Source organism: Streptomyces sp. NPDC021749, from assembly GCF_040640655.1.
In the GTDB taxonomy this organism is placed as follows: domain Bacteria; phylum Actinomycetota; class Actinomycetes; order Streptomycetales; family Streptomycetaceae; genus Streptomyces.
In genome coordinates this window covers 54,902-74,239 of the sequence record NZ_JBFACE010000015.1, presented here as the reverse complement: position 1 = coordinate 74,239, position 19,338 = coordinate 54,902, and the positions used below count along the sequence as shown (strand labels likewise).

The 19,338-nt window shown below is 72.9% G+C and carries 16 protein-coding genes; 4 read left to right on the top strand and 12 right to left on the bottom strand.

Features of this window, described 5'->3' with window-relative positions; genetic code table 11:
• Window positions 1-9: 9 nt before the first annotated feature.
• Both scpA and mutA read right to left on the bottom strand, forming a co-directional pair.
• Window positions 10-2,241, bottom strand: coding sequence for a methylmalonyl-CoA mutase (gene scpA, locus AB0G35_RS17195; protein ID WP_360949562.1), 2,232 nt, complete (start codon window positions 2,239-2,241; stop codon window positions 10-12).
• A gap of 5 nt (window positions 2,242-2,246) precedes the next feature.
• Window positions 2,247-4,133: a methylmalonyl-CoA mutase small subunit gene (gene mutA / locus AB0G35_RS17190; RefSeq protein WP_360949375.1), complete on the bottom strand. Its 1,887-nt coding sequence runs from the start codon at window positions 4,131-4,133 to the stop codon at window positions 2,247-2,249.
• A 160-nt stretch (window positions 4,134-4,293) separates the two neighbouring features.
• On the opposite strand from mutA, the gene AB0G35_RS17185 reads away from it, so the two are divergent.
• A complete protein-coding gene (locus AB0G35_RS17185) occupies window positions 4,294-5,571 on the top strand; it encodes a hypothetical protein (RefSeq protein ID WP_360949373.1) in 1,278 nt (425 codons plus the stop codon).
• 18 nt (window positions 5,572-5,589) lie between these two features.
• On the opposite strand, the gene AB0G35_RS17180 is transcribed toward AB0G35_RS17185, so the two are convergent.
• The 4 genes from AB0G35_RS17180 to AB0G35_RS17165 are packed head-to-tail and all read right to left on the bottom strand — an operon-like array spanning window position 5,590 to window position 8,984.
• The gene (locus AB0G35_RS17180) at window positions 5,590-5,991 is read right to left on the bottom strand and encodes a DUF1992 domain-containing protein (RefSeq protein WP_360949371.1); all 402 of its coding nucleotides are present in this window, start codon (window positions 5,989-5,991) and stop codon (window positions 5,590-5,592) included.
• A gap of 43 nt (window positions 5,992-6,034) precedes the next feature.
• Window positions 6,035-6,679 (bottom strand): hypothetical protein, encoded by a 645-nt coding sequence (locus AB0G35_RS17175; RefSeq protein WP_360949369.1) that lies wholly within the window; start codon window positions 6,677-6,679, stop codon window positions 6,035-6,037.
• Window positions 6,676-8,283 (bottom strand): ATP-binding protein, encoded by a 1,608-nt coding sequence (locus AB0G35_RS17170; RefSeq protein ID WP_360949367.1) that lies wholly within the window; start codon window positions 8,281-8,283, stop codon window positions 6,676-6,678. Before AB0G35_RS17170 ends, AB0G35_RS17175 begins: the two co-directional genes overlap by 4 nt.
• Complete coding sequence (locus AB0G35_RS17165) at window positions 8,280-8,984, bottom strand: response regulator transcription factor (RefSeq protein ID WP_360949365.1); 705 nt, start codon at window positions 8,982-8,984, stop codon at window positions 8,280-8,282. Before AB0G35_RS17165 ends, AB0G35_RS17170 begins: the two co-directional genes overlap by 4 nt.
• A gap of 149 nt (window positions 8,985-9,133) precedes the next feature.
• Between AB0G35_RS17165 and AB0G35_RS17160 the strand changes: the two genes are divergently transcribed.
• Complete coding sequence (locus tag AB0G35_RS17160) at window positions 9,134-9,904, top strand: polysaccharide deacetylase family protein (protein WP_360949559.1); 771 nt, start codon at window positions 9,134-9,136, stop codon at window positions 9,902-9,904.
• Window positions 9,905-10,284: 380 nt separating this feature from the next.
• Here AB0G35_RS17160 and AB0G35_RS17155 read toward each other — a convergent pair whose 3' ends face one another.
• The 3 genes from AB0G35_RS17155 to AB0G35_RS17145 form a co-directional block, all read right to left on the bottom strand.
• On the bottom strand, window positions 10,285-10,698 hold the full coding sequence (locus AB0G35_RS17155; protein WP_360949363.1) for an SsgA family sporulation/cell division regulator: 414 nt from the start codon (window positions 10,696-10,698) through the stop codon (window positions 10,285-10,287).
• Between the two features lie 96 nt (window positions 10,699-10,794).
• Complete coding sequence (locus AB0G35_RS17150) at window positions 10,795-12,699, bottom strand: PH domain-containing protein (protein WP_360949361.1); 1,905 nt, start codon at window positions 12,697-12,699, stop codon at window positions 10,795-10,797.
• Window positions 12,696-13,229 carry a PH domain-containing protein gene (locus AB0G35_RS17145; protein ID WP_261954775.1) on the bottom strand — a complete coding sequence of 178 codons (534 nt, stop codon included), beginning with the start codon at window positions 13,227-13,229 and terminating at the stop codon, window positions 12,696-12,698. The genes AB0G35_RS17150 and AB0G35_RS17145 overlap by 4 nt, the downstream gene beginning before the upstream one ends.
• Before the next feature lie 211 nt (window positions 13,230-13,440).
• Between AB0G35_RS17145 and AB0G35_RS17140 the strand changes: the two genes are divergently transcribed.
• Window positions 13,441-14,043 (top strand): TetR/AcrR family transcriptional regulator, encoded by a 603-nt coding sequence (locus AB0G35_RS17140; protein WP_360949359.1) that lies wholly within the window; start codon window positions 13,441-13,443, stop codon window positions 14,041-14,043.
• A gap of 129 nt (window positions 14,044-14,172) precedes the next feature.
• On the opposite strand, the gene AB0G35_RS17135 is transcribed toward AB0G35_RS17140, so the two are convergent.
• Window positions 14,173-14,586, bottom strand: a complete 414-nt coding sequence (locus AB0G35_RS17135) for an SsgA family sporulation/cell division regulator (RefSeq protein ID WP_360949357.1) — start codon at window positions 14,584-14,586, stop codon at window positions 14,173-14,175.
• A gap of 404 nt (window positions 14,587-14,990) precedes the next feature.
• On the opposite strand from AB0G35_RS17135, the gene AB0G35_RS17130 reads away from it, so the two are divergent.
• On the top strand, window positions 14,991-16,229 hold the full coding sequence (locus AB0G35_RS17130) for an oxidoreductase (RefSeq protein WP_360949355.1): 1,239 nt from the start codon (window positions 14,991-14,993) through the stop codon (window positions 16,227-16,229).
• A 21-nt stretch (window positions 16,230-16,250) separates the two neighbouring features.
• Here AB0G35_RS17130 and AB0G35_RS17125 read toward each other — a convergent pair whose 3' ends face one another.
• Together AB0G35_RS17125 and AB0G35_RS17120 are read right to left on the bottom strand one after the other, a co-directional pair.
• Window positions 16,251-16,757 carry a MarR family transcriptional regulator gene (locus AB0G35_RS17125; RefSeq protein ID WP_360949353.1) on the bottom strand — a complete coding sequence of 169 codons (507 nt, stop codon included), beginning with the start codon at window positions 16,755-16,757 and terminating at the stop codon, window positions 16,251-16,253.
• 216 nt (window positions 16,758-16,973) lie between these two features.
• The gene (locus AB0G35_RS17120; protein WP_360949556.1) at window positions 16,974-19,205 is read right to left on the bottom strand and encodes an FUSC family protein; all 2,232 of its coding nucleotides are present in this window, start codon (window positions 19,203-19,205) and stop codon (window positions 16,974-16,976) included.
• Window positions 19,206-19,338 lie beyond the last annotated feature (133 nt).

The window sequence follows — 19,338 nt, the reverse complement described above, 5'->3', positions numbered from 1 at the left end:
CCCCCCGCTCTACAGCTCGTGGCCGAGGACCGACGCCAGGTCCTTCACCAGGTCGTGCGCGGCATCCGGGATGACCGTGCCCGGCAGGAACACCGCGGCCGCGCCCATGTCGCGCAGCGGCTGCACGTCCTGCGGCGGGATCACCCCGCCCACCACGATCGTGATGTCCTCCCGGTCCTCGGCCGCCAGCGCCTCCTTCAGCGCCGGCACCAGGGTGAGATGACCGGCGGCCAGGGAGGACACCCCGACGATGTGCACGTCCGCCTCGACCGCCTGGCGGGCCACCTCGGCCGGGGTCTGGAACAGCGGGCCGACGTCCACGTCGAAGCCCAGGTCGGCGAAGGCCGTGGCGATCACCTTCTGGCCGCGGTCATGGCCGTCCTGGCCCATCTTGGCCACCAGGATGCGCGGCCGGCGCCCCTCGGCGCGCTCGAACTCGGCCACCAGCGTCCGGGTGCGCTCCACACCGGAGGAGGGGCCCGCTTCGTCTCGGTACACACCAGAGATCGTACGGATCTGGCCGGAGTGCCGCCCGTAGACCTCCTCCAGGGCGTCCGAGATCTCCCCGACGGTCGCCTTGGCCCGGGCCGCGTCCACCGCCAGCGCCAGCAGATTGCCCTCAAGGCCCTTGCCGGGACCGGACTTCGCCGCCGCGGTCAGCGCCCGCAGCGCGTCCTGGCAGGCCGCCTCGTCGCGCTCGGCCCGCAGCCGCTTCAGCTTCTCGATCTGCTGCGCCCGGACCGCGGAGTTGTCGACCTTGAGGACCTCGATCTCCTCGTCGCTCGCCACCCGGTACTTGTTGACGCCGATCAGCGCCTGCCGCCCGGAGTCGATCCGCGCCTGGGTGCGGGCCGCGGCCTCCTCCACCCGCAGCTTCGGGATGCCCGCGTCGATCGCCTTGGCCATCCCGCCGGCCGCCTCGACCTCCTCGATGTGCTGCCAGGCCCGGCGCGCCAGGTCGTAGGTGAGCTTCTCGACGTAGGCGCTGCCGCCCCACGGGTCGATCACCCGGCAGGTGCCCGACTCCTGCTGCAGGAACAGCTGGGTGTTGCGGGCGATCCGCGCCGAGAAGTCGGTGGGCAGCGCGAGCGCCTCGTCGAGGGCGTTGGTGTGCAGCGACTGGGTGTGGCCCTGGGTCGCCGCCATCGCCTCCACGCACGTACGGGTGACGTTGTTGAACACGTCCTGCGCGGTCAGCGACCAGCCCGAGGTCTGCGAATGGGTGCGCAGCGAAAGGGACTTGGGGTTCTTCGGCTCGAAGCGCTGGACCAGCCGGGCCCACAGCAGCCGGGCCGCGCGCAGCTTGGCGATCTCCATGAAGAAGTTCATGCCGATCGCCCAGAAGAAGGACAGACGGGGGGCGAAGGAGTCCACGTCCATCCCGGCCGCCAGCCCCGCCCGCAGGTACTCCACACCGTCCGCGAGGGTGTACGCCAGCTCCAGGTCGGCCGTCGCACCCGCCTCCTGGATGTGGTAGCCGGAGATCGAGATGGAGTTGTAGCGCGGCATCTTCTGCGAGGTGTACGCGAAGATGTCGGAGATGATCCGCATCGACGGCTGCGGCGGATAGATGTAGGTGTTGCGGACCATGAACTCCTTGAGGATGTCGTTCTGGATGGTCCCGGCCAGCTTCTCGGGCGGTACGCCCTGCTCCTCCGCCGCCACGATGTACAGCGCCAGCACGGGCAGCACCGCGCCGTTCATCGTCATCGACACCGTCATCTTGTCCAGCGGGATGCCCTCGAAGAGCTGCCGCATGTCGTAGATCGAGTCGATGGCGACGCCCGCCATGCCGACGTCACCGGTCACCCGCGGGTGGTCACTGTCGTAACCGCGGTGGGTGGGCAGGTCGAAGGCGACCGACAGGCCCTTCTGACCGGCCGCCAGATTGCGGCGGTAGAACGCGTTGGACTCCTCGGCCGTGGAAAAACCGGCGTACTGCCGGATCGTCCAGGGCTGGTTGACGTACATCGTCGGGTACGGGCCGCGCAGGTACGGCGCGATGCCCGGGTACGTGCCCAGGAAGTCGACGCCGGCCAGATCGTCCTCGGTGTACAGCGGCTTGACGTCGATGCCCTCCGGCGTCTCCCAGGTCAGGTCCGCAAGTCCCTTGCCGGTGGCCGCCTCCACCGCTTCCGTCCACTGCTCGGCCCCGGCCGCAGCGTCCGCCGCGGCCGGCCCGTCCAGCTCGACCGTGCTGAAGTCCGGGATGGCGCCGGCCCGTTGCGTGGCATCCTGCATCTCGGTCATCCCGCCACCTCCATGACGTCCAGGGCCGAGGACAGCACCCCGACCGCGTCGCAGCCGGCGAAGACGAACGCGTCCACCCCGGCCGCCTCGAATTCCTCCCGGCGCTCACCCGGCCGGCCGGCCAGGAACACCCGCACCGCGCCCGCAGACTTGAGCGCCGCCGCCACCGCGGCCGCCTGCTCGCCGTAGACCGCATCGCTCGAACACAGCGCGGCGATCCGCGCCCCGCTCCGGGCGAACGCCTCGGCCACCGACTCCGCGTCCACCGCCGCCGGTTCCTGCACGGTGGCGATGCCGCCCGCCTGGAACAGGTTGCCGGCGAACGCCACCCGCGCGGTGTGTGCCGCGACCGGGCCCAGCGCGGCCAGGAACACCTTCGGCCGGTCACCGGTCGCCGCCAGATGGGCGTCCGAACGGGCCCGCAGCGCCTCGTACGCATCGTCCCTGCGCACCCGCGGCAGCCCACCGGACACCGGCGCGGGCGCCGGCTCCCGCTCCACCGGCGCCTCGGCGAGGAACGGGAACTCGCTGACGCCGGTGATCGGTTCGCGGCGGTGCGCCAGGTCCTCGGTGCGGCGCGCCCAGGTCCGCGCCAGCCGCTCGCGGAGCATCCCGGAGCGCAGCGCCGCGGCCTGACCGCCCGCGGCCTCGATCTCCTGGAAGAACGCCCAGCCCGCGCGGGCCAGTTCGTCGGTCAGCCGCTCCACGTACCAGGAGCCGCCCGCCGGGTCGATCACCTTCGACAGGTGCGACTCCTCCAGCAGCACCGACTGGGTGTTCCGGGCGATCCGCCGGGCGAAGGCGTCGGACAGGCCGAGTGCCGCGTCGAACGGCAGCACCGTCACCGCGTCCGCGCCGCCGACGCCCGCCGACAGTCCGGCGACCGTGGTGCGCAGCATGTTCACCCACGGGTCCCGACGGGTCATCATCACCGACGAGGTCACCGCGTGCTGGACCTGCGCGGACGCGCCGGGCGCTGCCCCGCACACCTCCGCGACCCGGGCCCACAGCCGGCGGGCCGCGCGCAGCTTGGCGATGGTCAGGAACTGGTCCGCGGTCGCGGCGTAGCGGAACTCCAGCTGCCGGCAGGCGTCGTCGATGCCCACCCCGGCCTCGGTCAGCTGCCGCAGATAGGCCACGCCGGTGGCGAGGGAGGCACCGAGCTCCTCGGCCGCCGAACCGCCCGCCTCGTGGTACGGCAGCGCGTCGACGGCCAGCGCCCGCACCTTGGGCGCCTCCGCGAGAGCGCGCCCGGCCAGCCGGACCGCCGCCTCCAGCTGCACCCGCAGCTTGCTGTCGTCGCCGGTACGGGCCAGCAGTCCCAGCGGATCGGCGCCCAGCGAGCCGGTGGCCTCCGCCGTCGGCACACCCGCCGCGGCGTACAGGCGCAGCAACTCCTCGGCGGCCGGGGCGAAATCGGCGCCCGCGTCCAGCACCACCGCGGCCAGGTCCAGATAGACGCCCTTCAGCGCCTCCGCCAGACCGGTCACCGGCACCCCGCCGTGCCCGACGGCCAGCCAGGCCGAGGTGACGCCGTTCTCCAGATCGGCGAGCACCGCCTCGTTGGCGCGCCGCGGATCGGTGTGCACCTGGCGCTGGCGTACGTCCCAGCCGGCGACGGTCGTGCCCTCGGGTCGGCCACCCCGTACGAAGGGCGGGAACCCGGGGCGGCCCGGAGCGGCCGTGCCGTCCTCGGCGGTGTAGAGCGGGCGGATGCGGATCCCGTCCTGGAGATCCGTGGCGAGCGCGTCCTCGGCGGCGGCGCCCGTGGCCTCCGTGACGCCCGATTTGCGCAGCACGCCTTCGACGAGGCGCTGCCACTGCGCGCGATCGGCATCCGGGAAGGCCGCGGCCAGGGGGAGTTCGGTGGACTCGGCGGTCATGGCAGCAGGCTAGGCGAACGACCGTTAGCTGGAGCAGGGGCTCTTGCTGTGACGTTGCACTCGTTGACCACCCCTGCATGTGCGTATCTATGCGTGGCTGACCGGTTCTGTACGGTGATCCCCGCCACCCGAGGACCCCGGAGAGCGACCGAGGAGCACGATGTCCAGGGCGCCGAACCACCGCACCACGGCCGGCGCCGCCCTGCTCCTGGTCGCCGCCGCGCTGCTGTGGGCACGGCCCGGCTCCGACGGCCCCGACCGGACGACCGGCTGCACCGGACGCCGGATCGCCGCCTGGTCGGTCGATTCCCGGCAAACCGCCGTATTCGCCCGCTACGGCAACGACAACGCCCGCACCGACGACTGGACCGGCGGCGACGGCACCCACTCGGTGCGCCTCCCCGACGGCCGCACCCTCTGGCTCTTCTCCGACACCTTCCTCGACCGCGTCCAGCCACCCCCCAACCCCCAGGGCCGACACCGCCGTTGGCGCACCGCCGACCACGGCGGCACCCCCTACCTCCGGCACAACTCCCTGGTGGTGACGTCCCGTTCGGGCCGGCCGGAGCGCACTCTGACCGGCGGCACCCCGGCCGCGCCCGGCCCGTACTTCCCCGACCCGCCCGGTGGCGGCTGGCGCTGGCCGGTCCAGGCGCGGGTCGAGCCCCGGACGCCCGGCGCCGCCGAGCGGGTGGTCCGGGTACTGCTGTGGCGCCGGGCACCCGGCACCGGACCGTGGGTCTTCGGGATGCCGTACGGCACCGAGGTCGCCACCCTCTCGCTGCCCGGCCTGCATCTGGAACGCATCGACGGGACCGTCGGCCCGGACGCCGCCGCCGACCCCGGGCGACGCGCCCTCTACGGCGCCGCGGCGGTCCAGGACGGCCGGTGGACCTACGTCTACGGCGCCGACGACCCGCCCTCCGCACCGGCCTCCCGGGCCTACCTCGCCCGGGTCCCGGTCGGCCGGCTCGCGGGCCGCGGCAGCTGGCGCTTCTGGGACGGCGCCCACTGGCAGCGGCGGCCCGGCCGGGCGGCACCGGTGCTGCGGGACGGCGGCCGCCGCGGCGTCGGCAGCGCCTTCACCGTCGTCCGCGACGGGCCGTCCTGGGTGCTGTTCACCATGGATACCGGGGGCGGCGGCACCGCCGGGATGCGCACCCTCACCAGCTACTGGGCCTGCGCGCCCGAGGGCCCCTGGCACGGCCCGCACGGCCGGATCACCCCGCCCCGGCCACCCGCCCCCGACCCGCGGTACGTCGTCGCCTACAACCCGCAGGCCCACCCCGAAGCATCCGCGGGCGGCGCCCTGCTGCTCAGCTACGACATCAACTGGCTCGGCCCGCCCGGCGTCCCCGCCGATTCCCGGGTGGGCGGCGACGTCGACCTCTACCGGCCGCGCTTCCTCCGCGTACGCCTGGCGCGTACCGCACCCTGACGGCCGCCGCGGCGCGCCTCAACTCCCGTGCCGCTCCCGCCACTTACGGGCCTGCTCGTCGACGTCGAACGGCACCAGGTTCAGCGGCGGGCCCTCCAGGGGAGTGCGCAGCGCCGCGCGGATCCGCTCGTTGACCGCCGTCAGGATGCGCCGCAGCGCGGCCTCGGTCGGGGCGTTCGCGGCAGCCTGGAGCGCCTCCTCGGCGTCCTTGCGCAAGGCCAGGCTCGGCGGCAGGTAGGAGAGGTGCTCCCGCTGCATCTTCTCCCTGATCCACCACATCTCGTCATAGGGCCGGTCGAGGTCCGGGAGGGGCTTGCCGGCACCGGGGAGGCCGGCGAAGTCGCCGCGCTCCGTCGCCTCGCGGATCTGCTTGTCGACCCAGCTCTCGAAGCTGACTCCGGGTGGTTTGCGCTCGGACATCGCAAAGACTCCCCATGCCGCGGCTCTGGTCCTGGCCCTGTGATCAGCCTACGCCGCCGCTCCTCGTACCGCCGGTGCCGCCCGGCGTCGTCGGGCTGGGCTGGACGATCGGCAAGGCGTTGTTGCCGCCGCACACCATGGGGCCCACCCGGACCGTGTCGCCCACCAGAGTCACCATCACCTGGTCCGGCGGCTTGTTCCCCGGCACCCGGGCGTTGGCCGCGGTGCACACCAGCTGGTTGAGCGAGGCGGAGTCCAGCAGCTTGGCGTTCATCGGCAGGTTGATCACGACCGTGCCCTCGCCGGTGGCGGCGGTCAGCGGGCCCGGGAACTTCGGCAGCACGCTGGACAGCCCGCGCATCCGCTCGGCGTGGTTCGGCCCCTCCATCAGCAGCGACAGTGCCTGGTCCGGGTCGACCGGGGCCTTCGCCGGCCGGGTCGCCGACCGCAGACCGGACGGCCCGTAGAAGAACAGCTGGACGTCGGCCGCGGGCTGGCCCGGCGACTTCACCCCGGAGGCGGGTTCACCCGCGTCGATCACATCGGTGGGCGCGATACCGCAACCGGCCAGCGCACCGGCCAGCGCACTGCTGAGCACGCCGCCCAGCGCACCGGTGACCACGCCGCCCCGCACGCGCCGCCGGGCTCCCGGCGTCCGCAGGGGGTTCCGGCCGTTCATGGCGCTCATCCGTCGTTCTCCTTGTCGGCCCCCCGGGTCCCTTTGCTGATCGTCCCGCCCGCCCTGTCCGCCCTGTCCGCCCCGTCCGTCCTGCCCGGACCGTCCGCCGCGGGCGCCCCGGTGCCGTTCGCGCCGGCCGCTCCGCCGGGATCGGCCGGCTCCTCCTGGCGCAGCGGGAGGTCCACGGTGAACACCGCACCGCCGTCGGGGGAGTTGGCCGCCCGCATCACACCGCCGTGCAGCCGTACGTTCTCCATCGCGATGGCCAGTCCCAGACCGCTGCCCTCCGAACGGGCTCGGGCCGAGTCCGCCTTGTAGAAGCGCTCGAAGACGTGCGGCAGGACCTCGGGGTCTATGCCCGGGCCGCTGTCGCGGACCTCGATCAGCAGCCGGTCCGCGCCCGGCTCCGGGGCGTGCAGCACCACCCGGACCGGCTCGCCGCCGTGGTGCAGCGCATTGCCGACCAGATTGGCCACCACCACGTCCAGCCGCCGCGGATCGAGCTGGGCCCGTACGTCCTCGGGCAGGTCCGCGGCCACCCGCTTCTGCCAGGCCCGGGCCTGCAGCGTCTTGCGGATGGTCTCGGCGACGTCGACCTCGTCCAGATGGAGCGCCGCGGCACCGGCGTCGAACCGGGAGACCTCCATCAGGTCCTCCACCATCCGCGCCAGCTTGCCGGTCTCCTGGCTGATCAACCGGACCGCGGAGGCGGTGTCCGGGTCGAGGGAGTCGGCGTCCTCGTCGAGGACGTCGGTCACCGCGGTCATCGCCGCCAGCGGCGTGCGCAGCTCGTGCGAGACGTCGGCGGCGAACCGCCGGGAGTTGGACTCCAGACGGCGCAGCTCGGCCATGCTCTCCTCCAGCCGGGCCGCCATGTCGTTGAACGTACGGGAGAGGTCGGCGAGTTCGTCGGCGCCCTTGACCTCCAGCCGGGTGTCCAGCTTGCCCTCGGCGATCCGCCCGGCGGCCTGCCGCAGCTTGCGCACCGGCCGCAGCACCCCGCGCGCGGCGAGCAGCGCCGGGACCACCGCGAGCATCAGCACCGGCAGGGCGCCCCGCTGGGCCGCGGTCACCAGCGCCTCGACATTGGACTCCTCGGCGCTGAGCGGCAGTTGGGCGTAGACGGACAGCGCGGACGCCTGGCCGTCGGACTGCCGGACCGGCATGCCGATCAGCAGCCACGGCGAGCCGCCGCGGTTGATCCGCTGGAAGGCCGGGACGTGCCGCTTCTCCACCGACGCCTTGAGGTCGGCCGGGATCACGACACTGCGCCGCAGCCCGCCCTCGTCACTGTCCGGAACGCCGCGGTAATGAACGGAAATATCCCATTCACGGGATTTGCCGGAACGCTCCAGCTGGACCCGGAAGTTGTCCAGGTCCGCCTGCGCCGGCGGCACCACCAGCTCCGGCGCGAGCGAGTTGACCTGCGCCCGCAGATCGTTCACCGCGATGTCCTGGGACCGCTGCAGAATGGCGTTACGGGCCTCGCGGTACGTCAGCAGCGCCGTGGTCAGCGCACTGACGGCCGCCACCACCAGGAACCCCACGACGAGCCGCGCCCGCAGCCCCCGCAGCAGGGTGCGCGACGGCACCCGGCCGGCGAGGCGGTTCACAGCGGACCGAAGCGGTAACCGAAGCCGCGCACGGTCTGGACGTAACGGGGGCTGCGCGGGGTGTCCTCTATCTTCGTCCGCAGCCGCATCACACAGGCGTCCACCAGCCGCGCATCGCCGTGGTAGCTGTGCTCCCACACGTGCTCCAGCAGCTGCTGGCGGCTGAAGACCTGCCCCGGTGTCGCGGACAGGAACAGCAACAGCTTCATCTCCGAGGGCGCCAGCGCCAGATCCTTGCCGCCCTTGGCGACGACCAGCCCGGCCCGGTCGATGGCCAGTTCGCCGTACGTCTCGACCGGCGCGGGCCCCGGCTCCACGGCCGGGGCACCGTCGGCGGGCAGCGCCGTACGCCGCAGCACCGCCCGGATGCGCGCCTCCAGCACCTCGCCACGGGCGGGTTTGACGATGTAGTCGTCGGCCCCGGCCTCCAGTCCGAGCACCACGTCCAGATCGTCGCCGCGGGCGGTGAGCATGATGATCGGCAGCTGCCGCTCGGCGCGGATCAGCCGGCACACCTCGAAACCGTCCTTGCCGGGGAGCATCAGGTCCAGCAGCACGATGTCCGGGCGGAACCCGGGCAGCGCCGACAGACCCTCCTCGCCGCTGGCCGCGGCCGCCACTTCGTGGCCGCGCCGCCGTAGCGCGAGGGACACTCCGTCCCGTACGGCGGCGTCGTCCTCGATCAGAAGTACTCGTGGCATGGCACCAGTATCAATAAGTTTCATGATGGATCCGTAACAGGAGCAGCCTCCCCGGCCCGGGACGCATCTGTCGTGGTGGAGGACGGCGGATGCATCCCGTGCCCGCCGTCCGCACGGACACCGGCACGGCATGAGGAACGGGGATGGGGATGGCTCGGCGCTTCGGTATCGAGGGCGGCATCATCGGAGTGGTGGCGGCGGCGGTGGTGTCGCTGGGACTCGTCGGGGCGGTCGCCTCCGGTCAGCTCGGCGGTCCGTCCAAGGCCGAGGCGGACACCCTCGGCCAGAAGGCCATGCGGGCGCCGAAGATCGCCCCGGTCGACCCGTCCATCGTGCACGCCTCCGACCGCCCGGGCCGCAGCCTGAACATCACCATCGACGACGGCCCGGACCCGGTCTGGACCCCCAAGGTCCTGGAAGTGCTCAAGAAGCACGACGTCAAGGCCGTCTTCTGCATGATCGGCCCGCAGGCCAAGGCCCACCCCGACCTGGTCAAGCAGGTGGTGGCCGCCGGGCACAAGCTCTGCAACCACACCGTCAGCCACAACACCGGCATGGACCACCAGCCGGAGAGCTACCAGTCGCAGCAGATCCTCGACGCCCAGAAGATGATCGAGGACGCGGCGGGCGGCGCGAAGGTCGAGTACTACCGCGCGCCCGGTGGCGCCTTCACCCCGTACAGCCGGAAGCTGGCCGCCGGCCACGGCATGCGCCCGCTCGGCTGGAACGTCGACAGCAAGGACTTCGAGAGCGGCAGCGTCGCAGCGATCGAGGCCATCGTCCACGGGGAGATCACCAACGGCCCGACCGTCCTCTTCCACGACGGCGGCGGCAACCGCGCCCTCACCGTCGGGTCGCTGGACCGCCTGCTGCCGTGGATGAAGCAGCAGGGGTACGGGTTCGGGTTCCCCAAGCGCTGAACCGGCGGTACCGCCTGCTCGCCCCGGAGGGGGCGAACGGCCCGGCCGGTTGCGGAACCGGCCGGTTGCGGAACATGACGCGGCCGTCGCCCCGGGGGCTCTCCCTCGGGGCGACGGCCGTTCTGCGGGCCGGCGGCACCGGTGACGTCACGGCGCGGTCGGCCCAGTCTGTGGCTGTTCGTCGGCGTCTGCTGAGGTTTGTCGGTTGTTGCCGTCTATTGCCGTCAATTGCCGTCTATTGCGGTCTGTCGGTTTGTTGCCGTCTGCCGGTCGCGGGTGCCGGGGACTGCGGACCGCGGAACTGCGGACCGCGTACGGCGGACTGCGTACTGCGGAACCGCTTCTGCTGGCCCCCGCCGGCCAGGTTCTGCTCCGAGGCTCTACGCCGCGCCGAACAGCTCGGCCAGGCCGCGGTCCATGCCCAGGTAGGCGAGTTCACTGCCGGCCGGCACGGCCTCGTACGACCGGTCCAGGAACCGCCGTACCTCCGCCGTGTCCAACTGCACCATGGCGATGCCCTCGTCCGCGTGGAACTCCATCACCGTGCGGTCCGCGCCGCACGGCCGCACCCGCACGTCGCCCCGCCCGGCCGGCGCCCGCAGCCCCTCCGCCAGCAGCTCACGCGCGAACGCCCAGTCCACCGCCGAACCGTCCAGCGAGATCTCCGGCGGGAAGGACATCCGCACGGCCAGCGGATCGGCGGGCTGGTAGTGCAGCACCGCGGGCACGTCGTACGGGCCGGGGGTGGTGGCGATGAGACGGACCTGGACGGCGTGGTCGATGACGGTGTTCATCGCGCTGCTCCCTCACGGCTGTTGGCTGGGCAATGGCTCGTCCAGTAGGACGGTGTGCCCGCTCTCGCCGTGCACGCGACACGGGTGTGATGTATCTCATGTTGCCGGGCTCTTGTCGAAACCCTGCCGCTCCTGCTGCGGCCTTCCCGAACTGCCCGGGAACCACCGGGAATCCACCGGGGCCACCGGTGATTCCCCGGCCGGAACCAGGAACTCCGCCAGAATCCCCGGCCCTGCCGCCGCCGCGAATCCGGCCGCCTCACCGGCCGCCAGATCCCGGATGCGATAGCCGTCCTCGCCCGCCGCGACCGCCGCGGTCAGCGTGACCAGACCGGACCGGCGGGTGAACGGCGAATCCGTGAACGTCCACGCCGCGATCGCGGACCGCTGCAGGACGAGGGTGTCGCGGCTGAAGGTGCCCGACCGGGCGACCAGAAAGCCGCCGTGGATGCCGTGCCCGAGGCTGTGGTAGGCGTCCCGCGCCAGCCACAGCACCACCGGCGTGGCCACCACCGCGAAGACCCAGGCGCAGTGCAGCAGTACGGGGGTGAGGGCCGCCCCCAGCCCGGCGAGCAGCGCGGTACCGGGCAGCACGACGCACCACATCCCGCGCATCCTGCGGCGACGGAGGGCGGCGCGGGGGTGGGGGGCCAGGGGGGTGGGGGTGGCTGGAGGGGCCGGGGTGACCGGGGTGGCCGGGATGGTGGGGGTGTCCGGGGTGGCCGGCAGCGCGCTTTCGCTCCCGTTGCCGGTCGCGGTCGCGGTCGTGGTCGTGGTCGTGGTCGCGGTCGTGGTCGGGGTCCCGCCCCCGCTCCCGGTCGCGGTCCCGTTCCCGGTCGTGGTCGTGGTCGCGGGGAAGGGGGCGCGGAGCGCGCCGCCCGCCACCCGTAGGGCCTCCGCGCGCGGTGCCGGCGGCAGCAGCCCGCTCCGCTTGCGGTTCTCCTCGCGGTTGCCCAGCCCGCTGGCCACCGCTCTGACCAGCGCACCGCCACCGGCCCGCAGCAGCAGCGGCTCGCGCAGCAACACCCCGCGCAGCCGGGCGCGTTCGATGGCGACCGACCGGGTCGTGAACAGTCCGCGGCGCACCTGCAGCGTGCGGCCGTCGGCCCACTCCAGGCGGTAGTTCCACCAGTTCTCGACGTAGAGTGCCACGGCCCCGGCCGAGCCCAGGGCGAGCACGGCCAACAGCGCCACCGGGACCGTCAGCCAGAGGGCGCTCGTGCCGAACTCGGCGAACGCCCGCCGGACGATGCCCAGTTTCCACGGCTCGATGCCGATGCCGTCCAGCACCCGGTACGCCGAACCCGCCGCCGCGAACACCCCGCCGACGATCCAGAACGTGAGCGGCGCGTAGCGCAGCCAGCGCCAGTCGATACGGGCCAGCACCGGCTCGCCGTCGGACGCCGAACTGCCGGCCCGGGCCAGCAGTTCCGCGCGCAGCCGCGCCGCCTCGGGCACCGCCAGCGCATCCAGCGACAGCGCCCCGCCGCCCTCGCCCGAACCGGCGGTACCGGCCCGCAGCACGGTGACGCCCAGCAGCCGGTGCAGCGGTGACGCGGTCAGGTCGACGGTGCGGATGCGGTGCAGCGGGATGCTCCGCAGCCGGCGGTTCAACAGCCCGCTGCGGATGTCGAGGGTGGGGGCGTGCGAGGTGGCAGGGTCCTGGGTGGGCGCGGCGCCGCCTGCCGTGTCGGGCCCCGCGGGCGCGTGGCCCGCAGTGCCGGCACCTCCGTCGAGGCGCACCCGGAACTCGGTGCGCGCCCACCGGATCAGACCGAGCGTGGTGACGACGGCGAACGACGCGGCGATGACGGCCAGGGTGATCCAGCCGCGGGTGCTGATCCGGCCCCCGGTGGCCAGCGCGGTCAACGCCAGCGAACCGAGCGGCGCCGCCATCCAGCCGCAGTGCACCAACAGCGTCCGCGGATCCAGCCGCCGCCACTGGGGCGGGTCCGCGGGGTGGGCCCACGGCGTGGGCCGCGCGGGGTGGGACGTGCTCATACGGCATCACCCGGTACTTGCTGCGCGGCCTCGCCGATCCGCCGCGAGAGTTCCTCGGCGTCCGCGTCCGACAGTCCCGCGATTTTTATGTCCCCGGCGGTCGAGGCGGTGGTGACGGTCACCGTCGCCAGCCCGTACCTCCGCTGCAGCGGACCGCGCACGGTGTCCACCGTCTGCACCCGGGAGAGCGGGGCGATCCGCCGCTTCTGCCAGAACCAGCCGCCCGCCGCGTACACCGCGCGCTCGCCGAGCTCCCAGGCGTGCACCGCGTACCGCCAGCGCGGCATCACCACGAGATAGCCGAGGCCCGGCACGACGAGCACGACCAGCAGCAGGGGCCCCAGCCACGGCAGAGCGCCCGGGAAGAACAGCACGGACAGGACCGCCATGACGAGTGCGGTCAGCAGCATCGGACCGCTGAGCGTCAACAGTGCCTGCGCCGCCCACCAGCGGCGGGCCCGGGGATCGACGCGATGGCGGGGCGGGCGCAGGACGAGGGCGGCGTGGGGCTCGGCCTCGGGCTCGGACATGCGGAGTCACCGTTTCCAGGTCAACTGTATTGGATGGCGATACGTTATAACGGTACAAGCGACTTGCAAAAAACGGCCCCACGGGGGCGGCTTCTCCCCGCACGAGGAGCGTGAGAAGTACGAGCAGTGCGAGAAGCGTGACAAGTGCGAGAAGCGTGAGAAGTACGAGCAGTGCGAGAAGCGTGAGAAGCGGGAAAGGAAGTCCTCCGCCGTGCCCAAGAAGGTGGATCACGAAGCCAGGCGGCAGGAGATCTCCGCCGCCCTCTGGCGGATCGCCGTCACCCGTGGCCTCGACGGCGCCAGCCTGCGCGATGTCGCCGCCGAGGCCGGCATCTCGCTGGGCCGGCTGCAGCACTACTTCCGCACCAAGGACGAGATGCTGCTCTTCGCCCTCCGGCGGATCAACCAGCTGGCCGCCGACCGCGTCCGCGAGCGCATCGAAGCGCTCACGGGCGAGCCGACGCCCCGGGAGGTGCTGCGCGCCTGCCTCTCCGGGATGCTGCCGCTGGACGAGCGGAGCCGCACCGGCCTGCTGGTCGGCGCCGCCTACTACGTGCGTGCCGTGCACGACCCGGCCTTGCGGGCCGAGGCCCAGCAGGGCATCCCGCAGCTTCGCGACTTCTTCGTGAGCCAGCTCCAACGTGCCGTGGAACGCGGTGAGTTGGCCCCCGATCGCGCCACCGAGGAGGAGGCCATGCTGCTGATCAGCACGGTCGACGGACTCGCCACCTACGTTCTGCTGGACGTCCATGAGCCGGAAACCGCCCTTCGTCTCCTGGACCGCTGTCTGGAGAACCTCTTCACCGATGGCTGAGCGGGGCTGAGCGAGGGCCGAACGAGGGCCGAGCGAGGGGAGCGTGCGGCAAGCAGGGGCGAGGCCGGGTGGACGCCGGGGGCCTGGGCCTACGGAGGCCGGGGCCTGGGGTCTACGGAGGGCGGAGGCCTACGCCTCGCGCAACAGGGCGGCGAGATCCGCCTCGACGTCCAGGTGCCGCGCCTCGTCGCCCTGCGCGACGACCCCGTACGACAGTTCCAGGAACTCCCGCAGCTCCTGCGCCGCGAACTCCACGACCGCCATCCCGCCGCCGGTGCGCAACTCGACCATGATCTCCTCGGACGTACAGGGCCAGATCTGTACGTCACCCGCCCCGGCCGGCCCGTACAGCCCCTCCTCCAGCAGCTCCCGGCCGAACGTCCACACCACCTCGGCCCCGTCCAGCGAGGCCGCCGGCGGAAAGACCAGGCGCACCGCGAACGGGTCGGTACGGTCGTACCGCAGGCTCGCCGGAATCACCCGCGACCGGGGAGCGGTCGCGATGAGACGGGCCTGAACGGCATGGTCGATGACGCTGGACATCGCCTGGCTCCCTAACGGTCGTGACGGTGGTACGGGCGTACGGTCGTGCGGGCGTGCAAACGCCGCGCATCGCTGATGCCGCGAGGTGCGGTTGCGGAGGAACGCGGATGCTGACCCCGTCCATTAGGACGAGCTGACGGCGGGACGGGGTGCACGGTCACTGCGGGTTTACACGTGAGCTGCGTCACGGGGGTGGGGTGGCCGGTATCAGGTGGGACTGAGAGGGGTGGGGCAGCCGATATCAGTCGGAACTGAGAGGTGACGAGGCGTCAGCACGCCAATTCCGCCGGCCGCCGACGGTCTGGACGTGACCACCGCGCTCGGCTAGCTTCCACGCACTGACGTGAGCGGGGCGGGAGGGGCCGATGCGGCGCACGATGCGCAGGGTGAACGGAAACAGGTCCATGGACGTGAGCACGGGCGGGAACACGGGGGACGGCGCGGGCGCGAGCATGGGCCTCGGGGCGGGCGTGAGCATGGCCTTCGGGGCGGGCAACACCAGCGGAACTCGCCTCCGTGCATTGCCGGTTGGTGCCGCGGCACTCACCCGAATCCCCCTTATCGCGGCCGCGCTCCTCTCCCTCGCCGCCGGCCCTGCCGTCGCAACCCCCACCACGCCCCACCCGCCGTCCGTCCGCGAGCCGGCCCCGGCGGCGTCGCTCACCGCCCCGCATGCCGGCTGGCGCCTCAAGGACAGCAGCAGCACCGCCCGGTTCCGCGGTCTCGCGGCCGTCGGCCGGAGCACCGCCTGGGTGGCCGGTACGTCCGGCACCGTGCTGCGCACCCGCGACGGCGGCCGGCACTGGGCCAATGTGTCGCCGCCGGGCGCCGCGACGCTGGAGTTCCGCGATATCGAGGCGTTCGACGCGCGCCACGCGGTCGTCCTGGCGATCGGTGAGGGCGAGGCGTCCCGTGTCTTCCGCACCGACGACGCCGGTGCCACCTGGACGGAGAGCTTCCGTAACACCGACCCGCGCGCGTTCTACGACTGCCTCACCTTCTTCGACCGGCGCCACGGCATCGCCCTCAGCGACCCCGTGGACGGCAGATACCGGGTGCTGTCCACCGCGGACGGCGGCCGCAGTTGGCGCGTACTGCCGTCGGACGGTATGCCTCCGGCACAGCCGGGCGAGGCGGCGTTCGCCGCCAGCGGCCAGTGCCTGGTCTCCGCCGGCGGCCGGGACGCCTGGATCGCGACCGGCGGCGCGGCCACCGCCCGCGTACTGCACTCCGCCGACCGCGGCCGCACCTGGTCGGTCACCGGCGCCCCGATCCCCGCGGGCGACCCGGCCCGCGGCGTCTTCGCACTGGCCTTCCGCGACCGCACGCACGGGCTGGCGGTCGGCGGCGACTTCCGCGCCGACCAGCCGTCGCCCCGCGCCGCCGCGGTCAGCGCCGACGCCGGCGCCACCTGGGTGGCGGCCGACCGTCCGCCACAGGCGTACCGCTCGGGCGTGGCCTGGCTCCCGCACTCCCGCCGGATCGCCCTGGCGGTCGGTCCGTCCGGCAGCGATCTGACCCTCGACGGCGGCCGCAGCTGGCGCCCGTTCGACACCGGCTCGTACGACACCGTCGACTGCTCCCCCGACCTCGGCTGCTGGGCCGCGGGCGAACGGGGACGCATCGCACGCCTGGAGCCATGAGAGACCGTCCCCCGGTTCTCGTCAGTCCATCAGGCTGCCGAGCCGCCCCTCCAGGACCACCAGCAACTCGCCGAGTGCGACGGAGAGTTCCTGCTGCCGCTGCTCACCGATGCCGTCGAGCAGCGAGGCCTCGTACCGCAACTGCTCGGGGAGCAGCCGGTCGATGATCTCGCGTCCCTCGTCGGTCAGCGACAGGTGGGCGACCCGGCGGTCCCGGTCGTCGGGCCGGCGGGCGATCAGCCCGCGCTCCTCCAGTTGCCGCACCCGCTTGGTCACCGCCGCACCGGAGGCGAACGTCTCGCGGGCCACCCGCCCGGGCGTCAGCTCGCGGTCCATCCGGCGCAGCGTGCCGAGGATGTCGAACTCGGGACGGGTCAGTCCGGCCCGCCGCAACGGGGCATCGGCCGCCTGCTGCAGCAGCGCGGAACAGCGGTTGAGCCGTCCGATCACCGCCATCGGGCCGGTGTCCAGCCCGGGGTGCACCTGCTGCCACTGGCGCAGCACCCCTGCGACGATGTCCTCGGTCACCCGCACTCTCCTCTCGGCCATTGCGTACGCCTTCAATTGTGCCTGCTCATACGACACCGGACGTGCGCCACGGACCCGGGGCGGGGGCTGGGGGAGTCACCGGGGGAGGCGCATGAGGAGGCGCGGGGAGGGCAGGCATGGGGGGGACGGCGAGGCGTAGCGGAGGGCGAGGCGTAGGGGCCGAGGCCCCGACGGTGCCGCGAGTGGCCTCCACGGTCAGCGGGCGCAGACCGGCGCCGAAGCCGAAGCCGAGGCCGAAGCGGAAGCCGGGGCCGACGCAGACGCAGATCCAGACGCCGATCCAGACACAGGCCCAGACGCAGACGCGGACGCCGAAGCAGAGGGGAAGGGCGAAGCGGAAGCTGAAGCCGGGGCCGAAGTGGAAGCTGAAGCCGGGGCCGAAGCCGGAGCAGCCGCGGAAGCCGTTTCCGACAGCCGTCGTACGAGACCGGCCAGCGTGTGGTGCCCCTGCTGCTCGGCGCGGGCGATCCGTTCCTCCGGGAGCGCGCGCTGCCACCACTCGCCGGACGCCACCTCGACCGCCTCACGCAGCTCGACCAGGCCCTTGGTCAGCCGGTCACGCATCCTGCCCAGCTCCCATGCGTCCCCGTCCACCGCCCGACGCGACGGCGACGACGATGGCGATGGCGACGGCGATTGCGATGGCACGTCCGCGCGAGCGAGCAGTTCCAGCGCGGCGCTCTCCACCGCCCCCACCCGTTCCAGCGCGGATTCGATCCGGTCGGCCGCCCGCCGATTGGTGACCAGCATGCAGCAGGCCACCCCCACGGCCGCGCCCACCACCGTGTCGATCCAGCGGTCCGCGATCAGCGTGTGCGCCGGCAGGGGGTTGCCGAATTCGGTCAGCAGCAGCGCCATCGGTGTCACGCAGACCGACCCCAGCCAGTAGTTGCGGGTGATGCACGCCTCCGCTCCGAGCTGAAAGGCCAGCGTCAGCACGATCATCGCGAGCTGGCCGGTGTGGATCAGCGGCAGCAGCATCGTGAACAGCAGGAGCCCGAGCAGATTGCCGAGCGTGCGCTGCAGGGCGCGCTGCCAGGAGAGCGTGGTGTTCGCCTGATAGATGGACGCCGCGGTGACCACCGCCCAGTACGGATGCCCGACCCCGACGCCCATGGATGCCCAGCCCGCCAGTACGCAGCCGACGACGACCCGCGCACCTATGGGCAGCAAGGGCGACCCGGGGGCGAGCCGCGCCAGCACCGCACGTACGGCACCACCCACGCCCCGCGGCTGCCCGGACGTGGGCCGCCGCAGCCCGGGTGCCCCCTCGTCACCGACGGCGGCGGCTCCCTCCGCGGCGACCCCCGCCCATTCCTCGGCCTCCGTCGCGGAGAGCGTGACCTGCGGCATCGGCCGCCCGCTCCGCAACGCACGAGCCCACCCGCCGAACCGCTCGGCCTCGGCCACCCGACGCAGCCATCCCGGTGCCGCCGCCTCGCCCCGCACCGCCGCTCCGCCCGAGGCCGCAGTCTCTCCACACGCCGCAGTCTCTCCCCGTTCCGCAGTCGCTTCCCATGCCCCCGTCTCTCCGCGTGCCGCGGCCTCTCCCCGTGCCGCCGTCCCGCCCAGCGCCGACTCGGCCCGTACCAGCAGTCGTTCCAGTGCGGCACGCACCGCAGCCTTCTCCGGGGTACGCGCCGGCAGCAGGAACAGCGTGTGCCAGGCCGCATTGACCGCGGCCGCAAGCTCATGCCGAGCCTGCACCATCGCGCCGTCGATGCTGCCCATGCCGGCCACGCTGCCCATGCCGGCCACGCTGCCCATGCCGGCCACGCCGCCCATGACGTTCATCTCTTCCGCACGCAGCAGTCCCGCCGCGGCCTCCAGGGCCCGGGCGACGGCGATCCGCTCCGGACCGTGCGGCCGTATGAGCGCGGGCGCCATGCACACCAGCCACGCCAGTACGCCGGTCCCGAGCGCCAGCGCGAGATGGAGCGGCACCTGCCCGAGGCGCTGCGGCACGAAGAAGGCCGATGCTGCGATGAAGGTCAGGATGAGGTTCCCCGGCGGCCCGATGCGCGTGGCGTCACAGAGCATCTTGTGCACCGCCGCGACCAACGAGGCGAGAACCACGAGCAGAGCGGTCGAGGTGACCAGCGAAGCCGCTGTCAGGGCGACACCCAGGCTCGCAACCATCCCGAGCACGATCCACGGCAGCGTCCGGGCCCGAGCGGCGTACGGCAGCCCGTGCGCGTATAGGGCACACATCGCCCCGGCGGAGGTGTAGAGGACCAGATCCAGCCGTCCCAGCGCGAACAGCGTGAGGTCGGGGATGCCGAGGGCCACGACGGCGCTGAATGCCGGCTTGTGCCAGATGTCGACGGGGCGGCGCAGCCGCACGGTGCTCTTGATCGGCAACGGCCGGAACCGCACCACGCCCCCTGGCCCGGCGTTCCGGTGCCCTCTCGTCCGCCTCTGGCGCATCCCGGCAGGTGTGGCGTGCTTTCCCATACCTTCAGGCTAGCAAAAGATTCGCAGGTGTTTTACTCGCAAATGAATCTGCCGATGCGTTGACCGAGCCATTGACGCGGTCATTGACCAGGCGTTGATCACGGAG

Bases quoted from the DNA above. Each gene is read 5' to 3' on its own strand.
- AB0G35_RS17135 (WP_360949357.1), bottom strand. From the start codon at position 14,586: ATGTCCAGCGTCATCGACCATGCCGTTCAGGCCCGTCTCATCGCGACC.
- mutA (WP_360949375.1), bottom strand. From the start codon at position 4,133: ATGACCGCCGAGTCCACCGAACTCCCCCTGGCCGCGGCCTTCCCGGAT.
- AB0G35_RS17160 (WP_360949559.1), top strand. From the start codon at position 9,134: ATGGCTCGGCGCTTCGGTATCGAGGGCGGCATCATCGGAGTGGTGGCG.
- AB0G35_RS17120 (WP_360949556.1), bottom strand. From the start codon at position 19,205: ATGCGCCAGAGGCGGACGAGAGGGCACCGGAACGCCGGGCCAGGGGGC.
- AB0G35_RS17145 (WP_261954775.1), bottom strand. From the start codon at position 13,229: ATGTCCGAGCCCGAGGCCGAGCCCCACGCCGCCCTCGTCCTGCGCCCG.
- AB0G35_RS17130 (WP_360949355.1), top strand. From the start codon at position 14,991: ATGGACGTGAGCACGGGCGGGAACACGGGGGACGGCGCGGGCGCGAGC.
- AB0G35_RS17185 (WP_360949373.1), top strand. From the start codon at position 4,294: ATGTCCAGGGCGCCGAACCACCGCACCACGGCCGGCGCCGCCCTGCTC.
- scpA (WP_360949562.1), bottom strand. From the start codon at position 2,241: ATGCAGGATGCCACGCAACGGGCCGGCGCCATCCCGGACTTCAGCACG.
- AB0G35_RS17150 (WP_360949361.1), bottom strand. From the start codon at position 12,699: ATGAGCACGTCCCACCCCGCGCGGCCCACGCCGTGGGCCCACCCCGCG.
- AB0G35_RS17165 (WP_360949365.1), bottom strand. From the start codon at position 8,984: ATGCCACGAGTACTTCTGATCGAGGACGACGCCGCCGTACGGGACGGA.
- AB0G35_RS17155 (WP_360949363.1), bottom strand. From the start codon at position 10,698: ATGAACACCGTCATCGACCACGCCGTCCAGGTCCGTCTCATCGCCACC.
- AB0G35_RS17175 (WP_360949369.1), bottom strand. From the start codon at position 6,679: ATGAGCGCCATGAACGGCCGGAACCCCCTGCGGACGCCGGGAGCCCGG.
- AB0G35_RS17180 (WP_360949371.1), bottom strand. From the start codon at position 5,991: ATGTCCGAGCGCAAACCACCCGGAGTCAGCTTCGAGAGCTGGGTCGAC.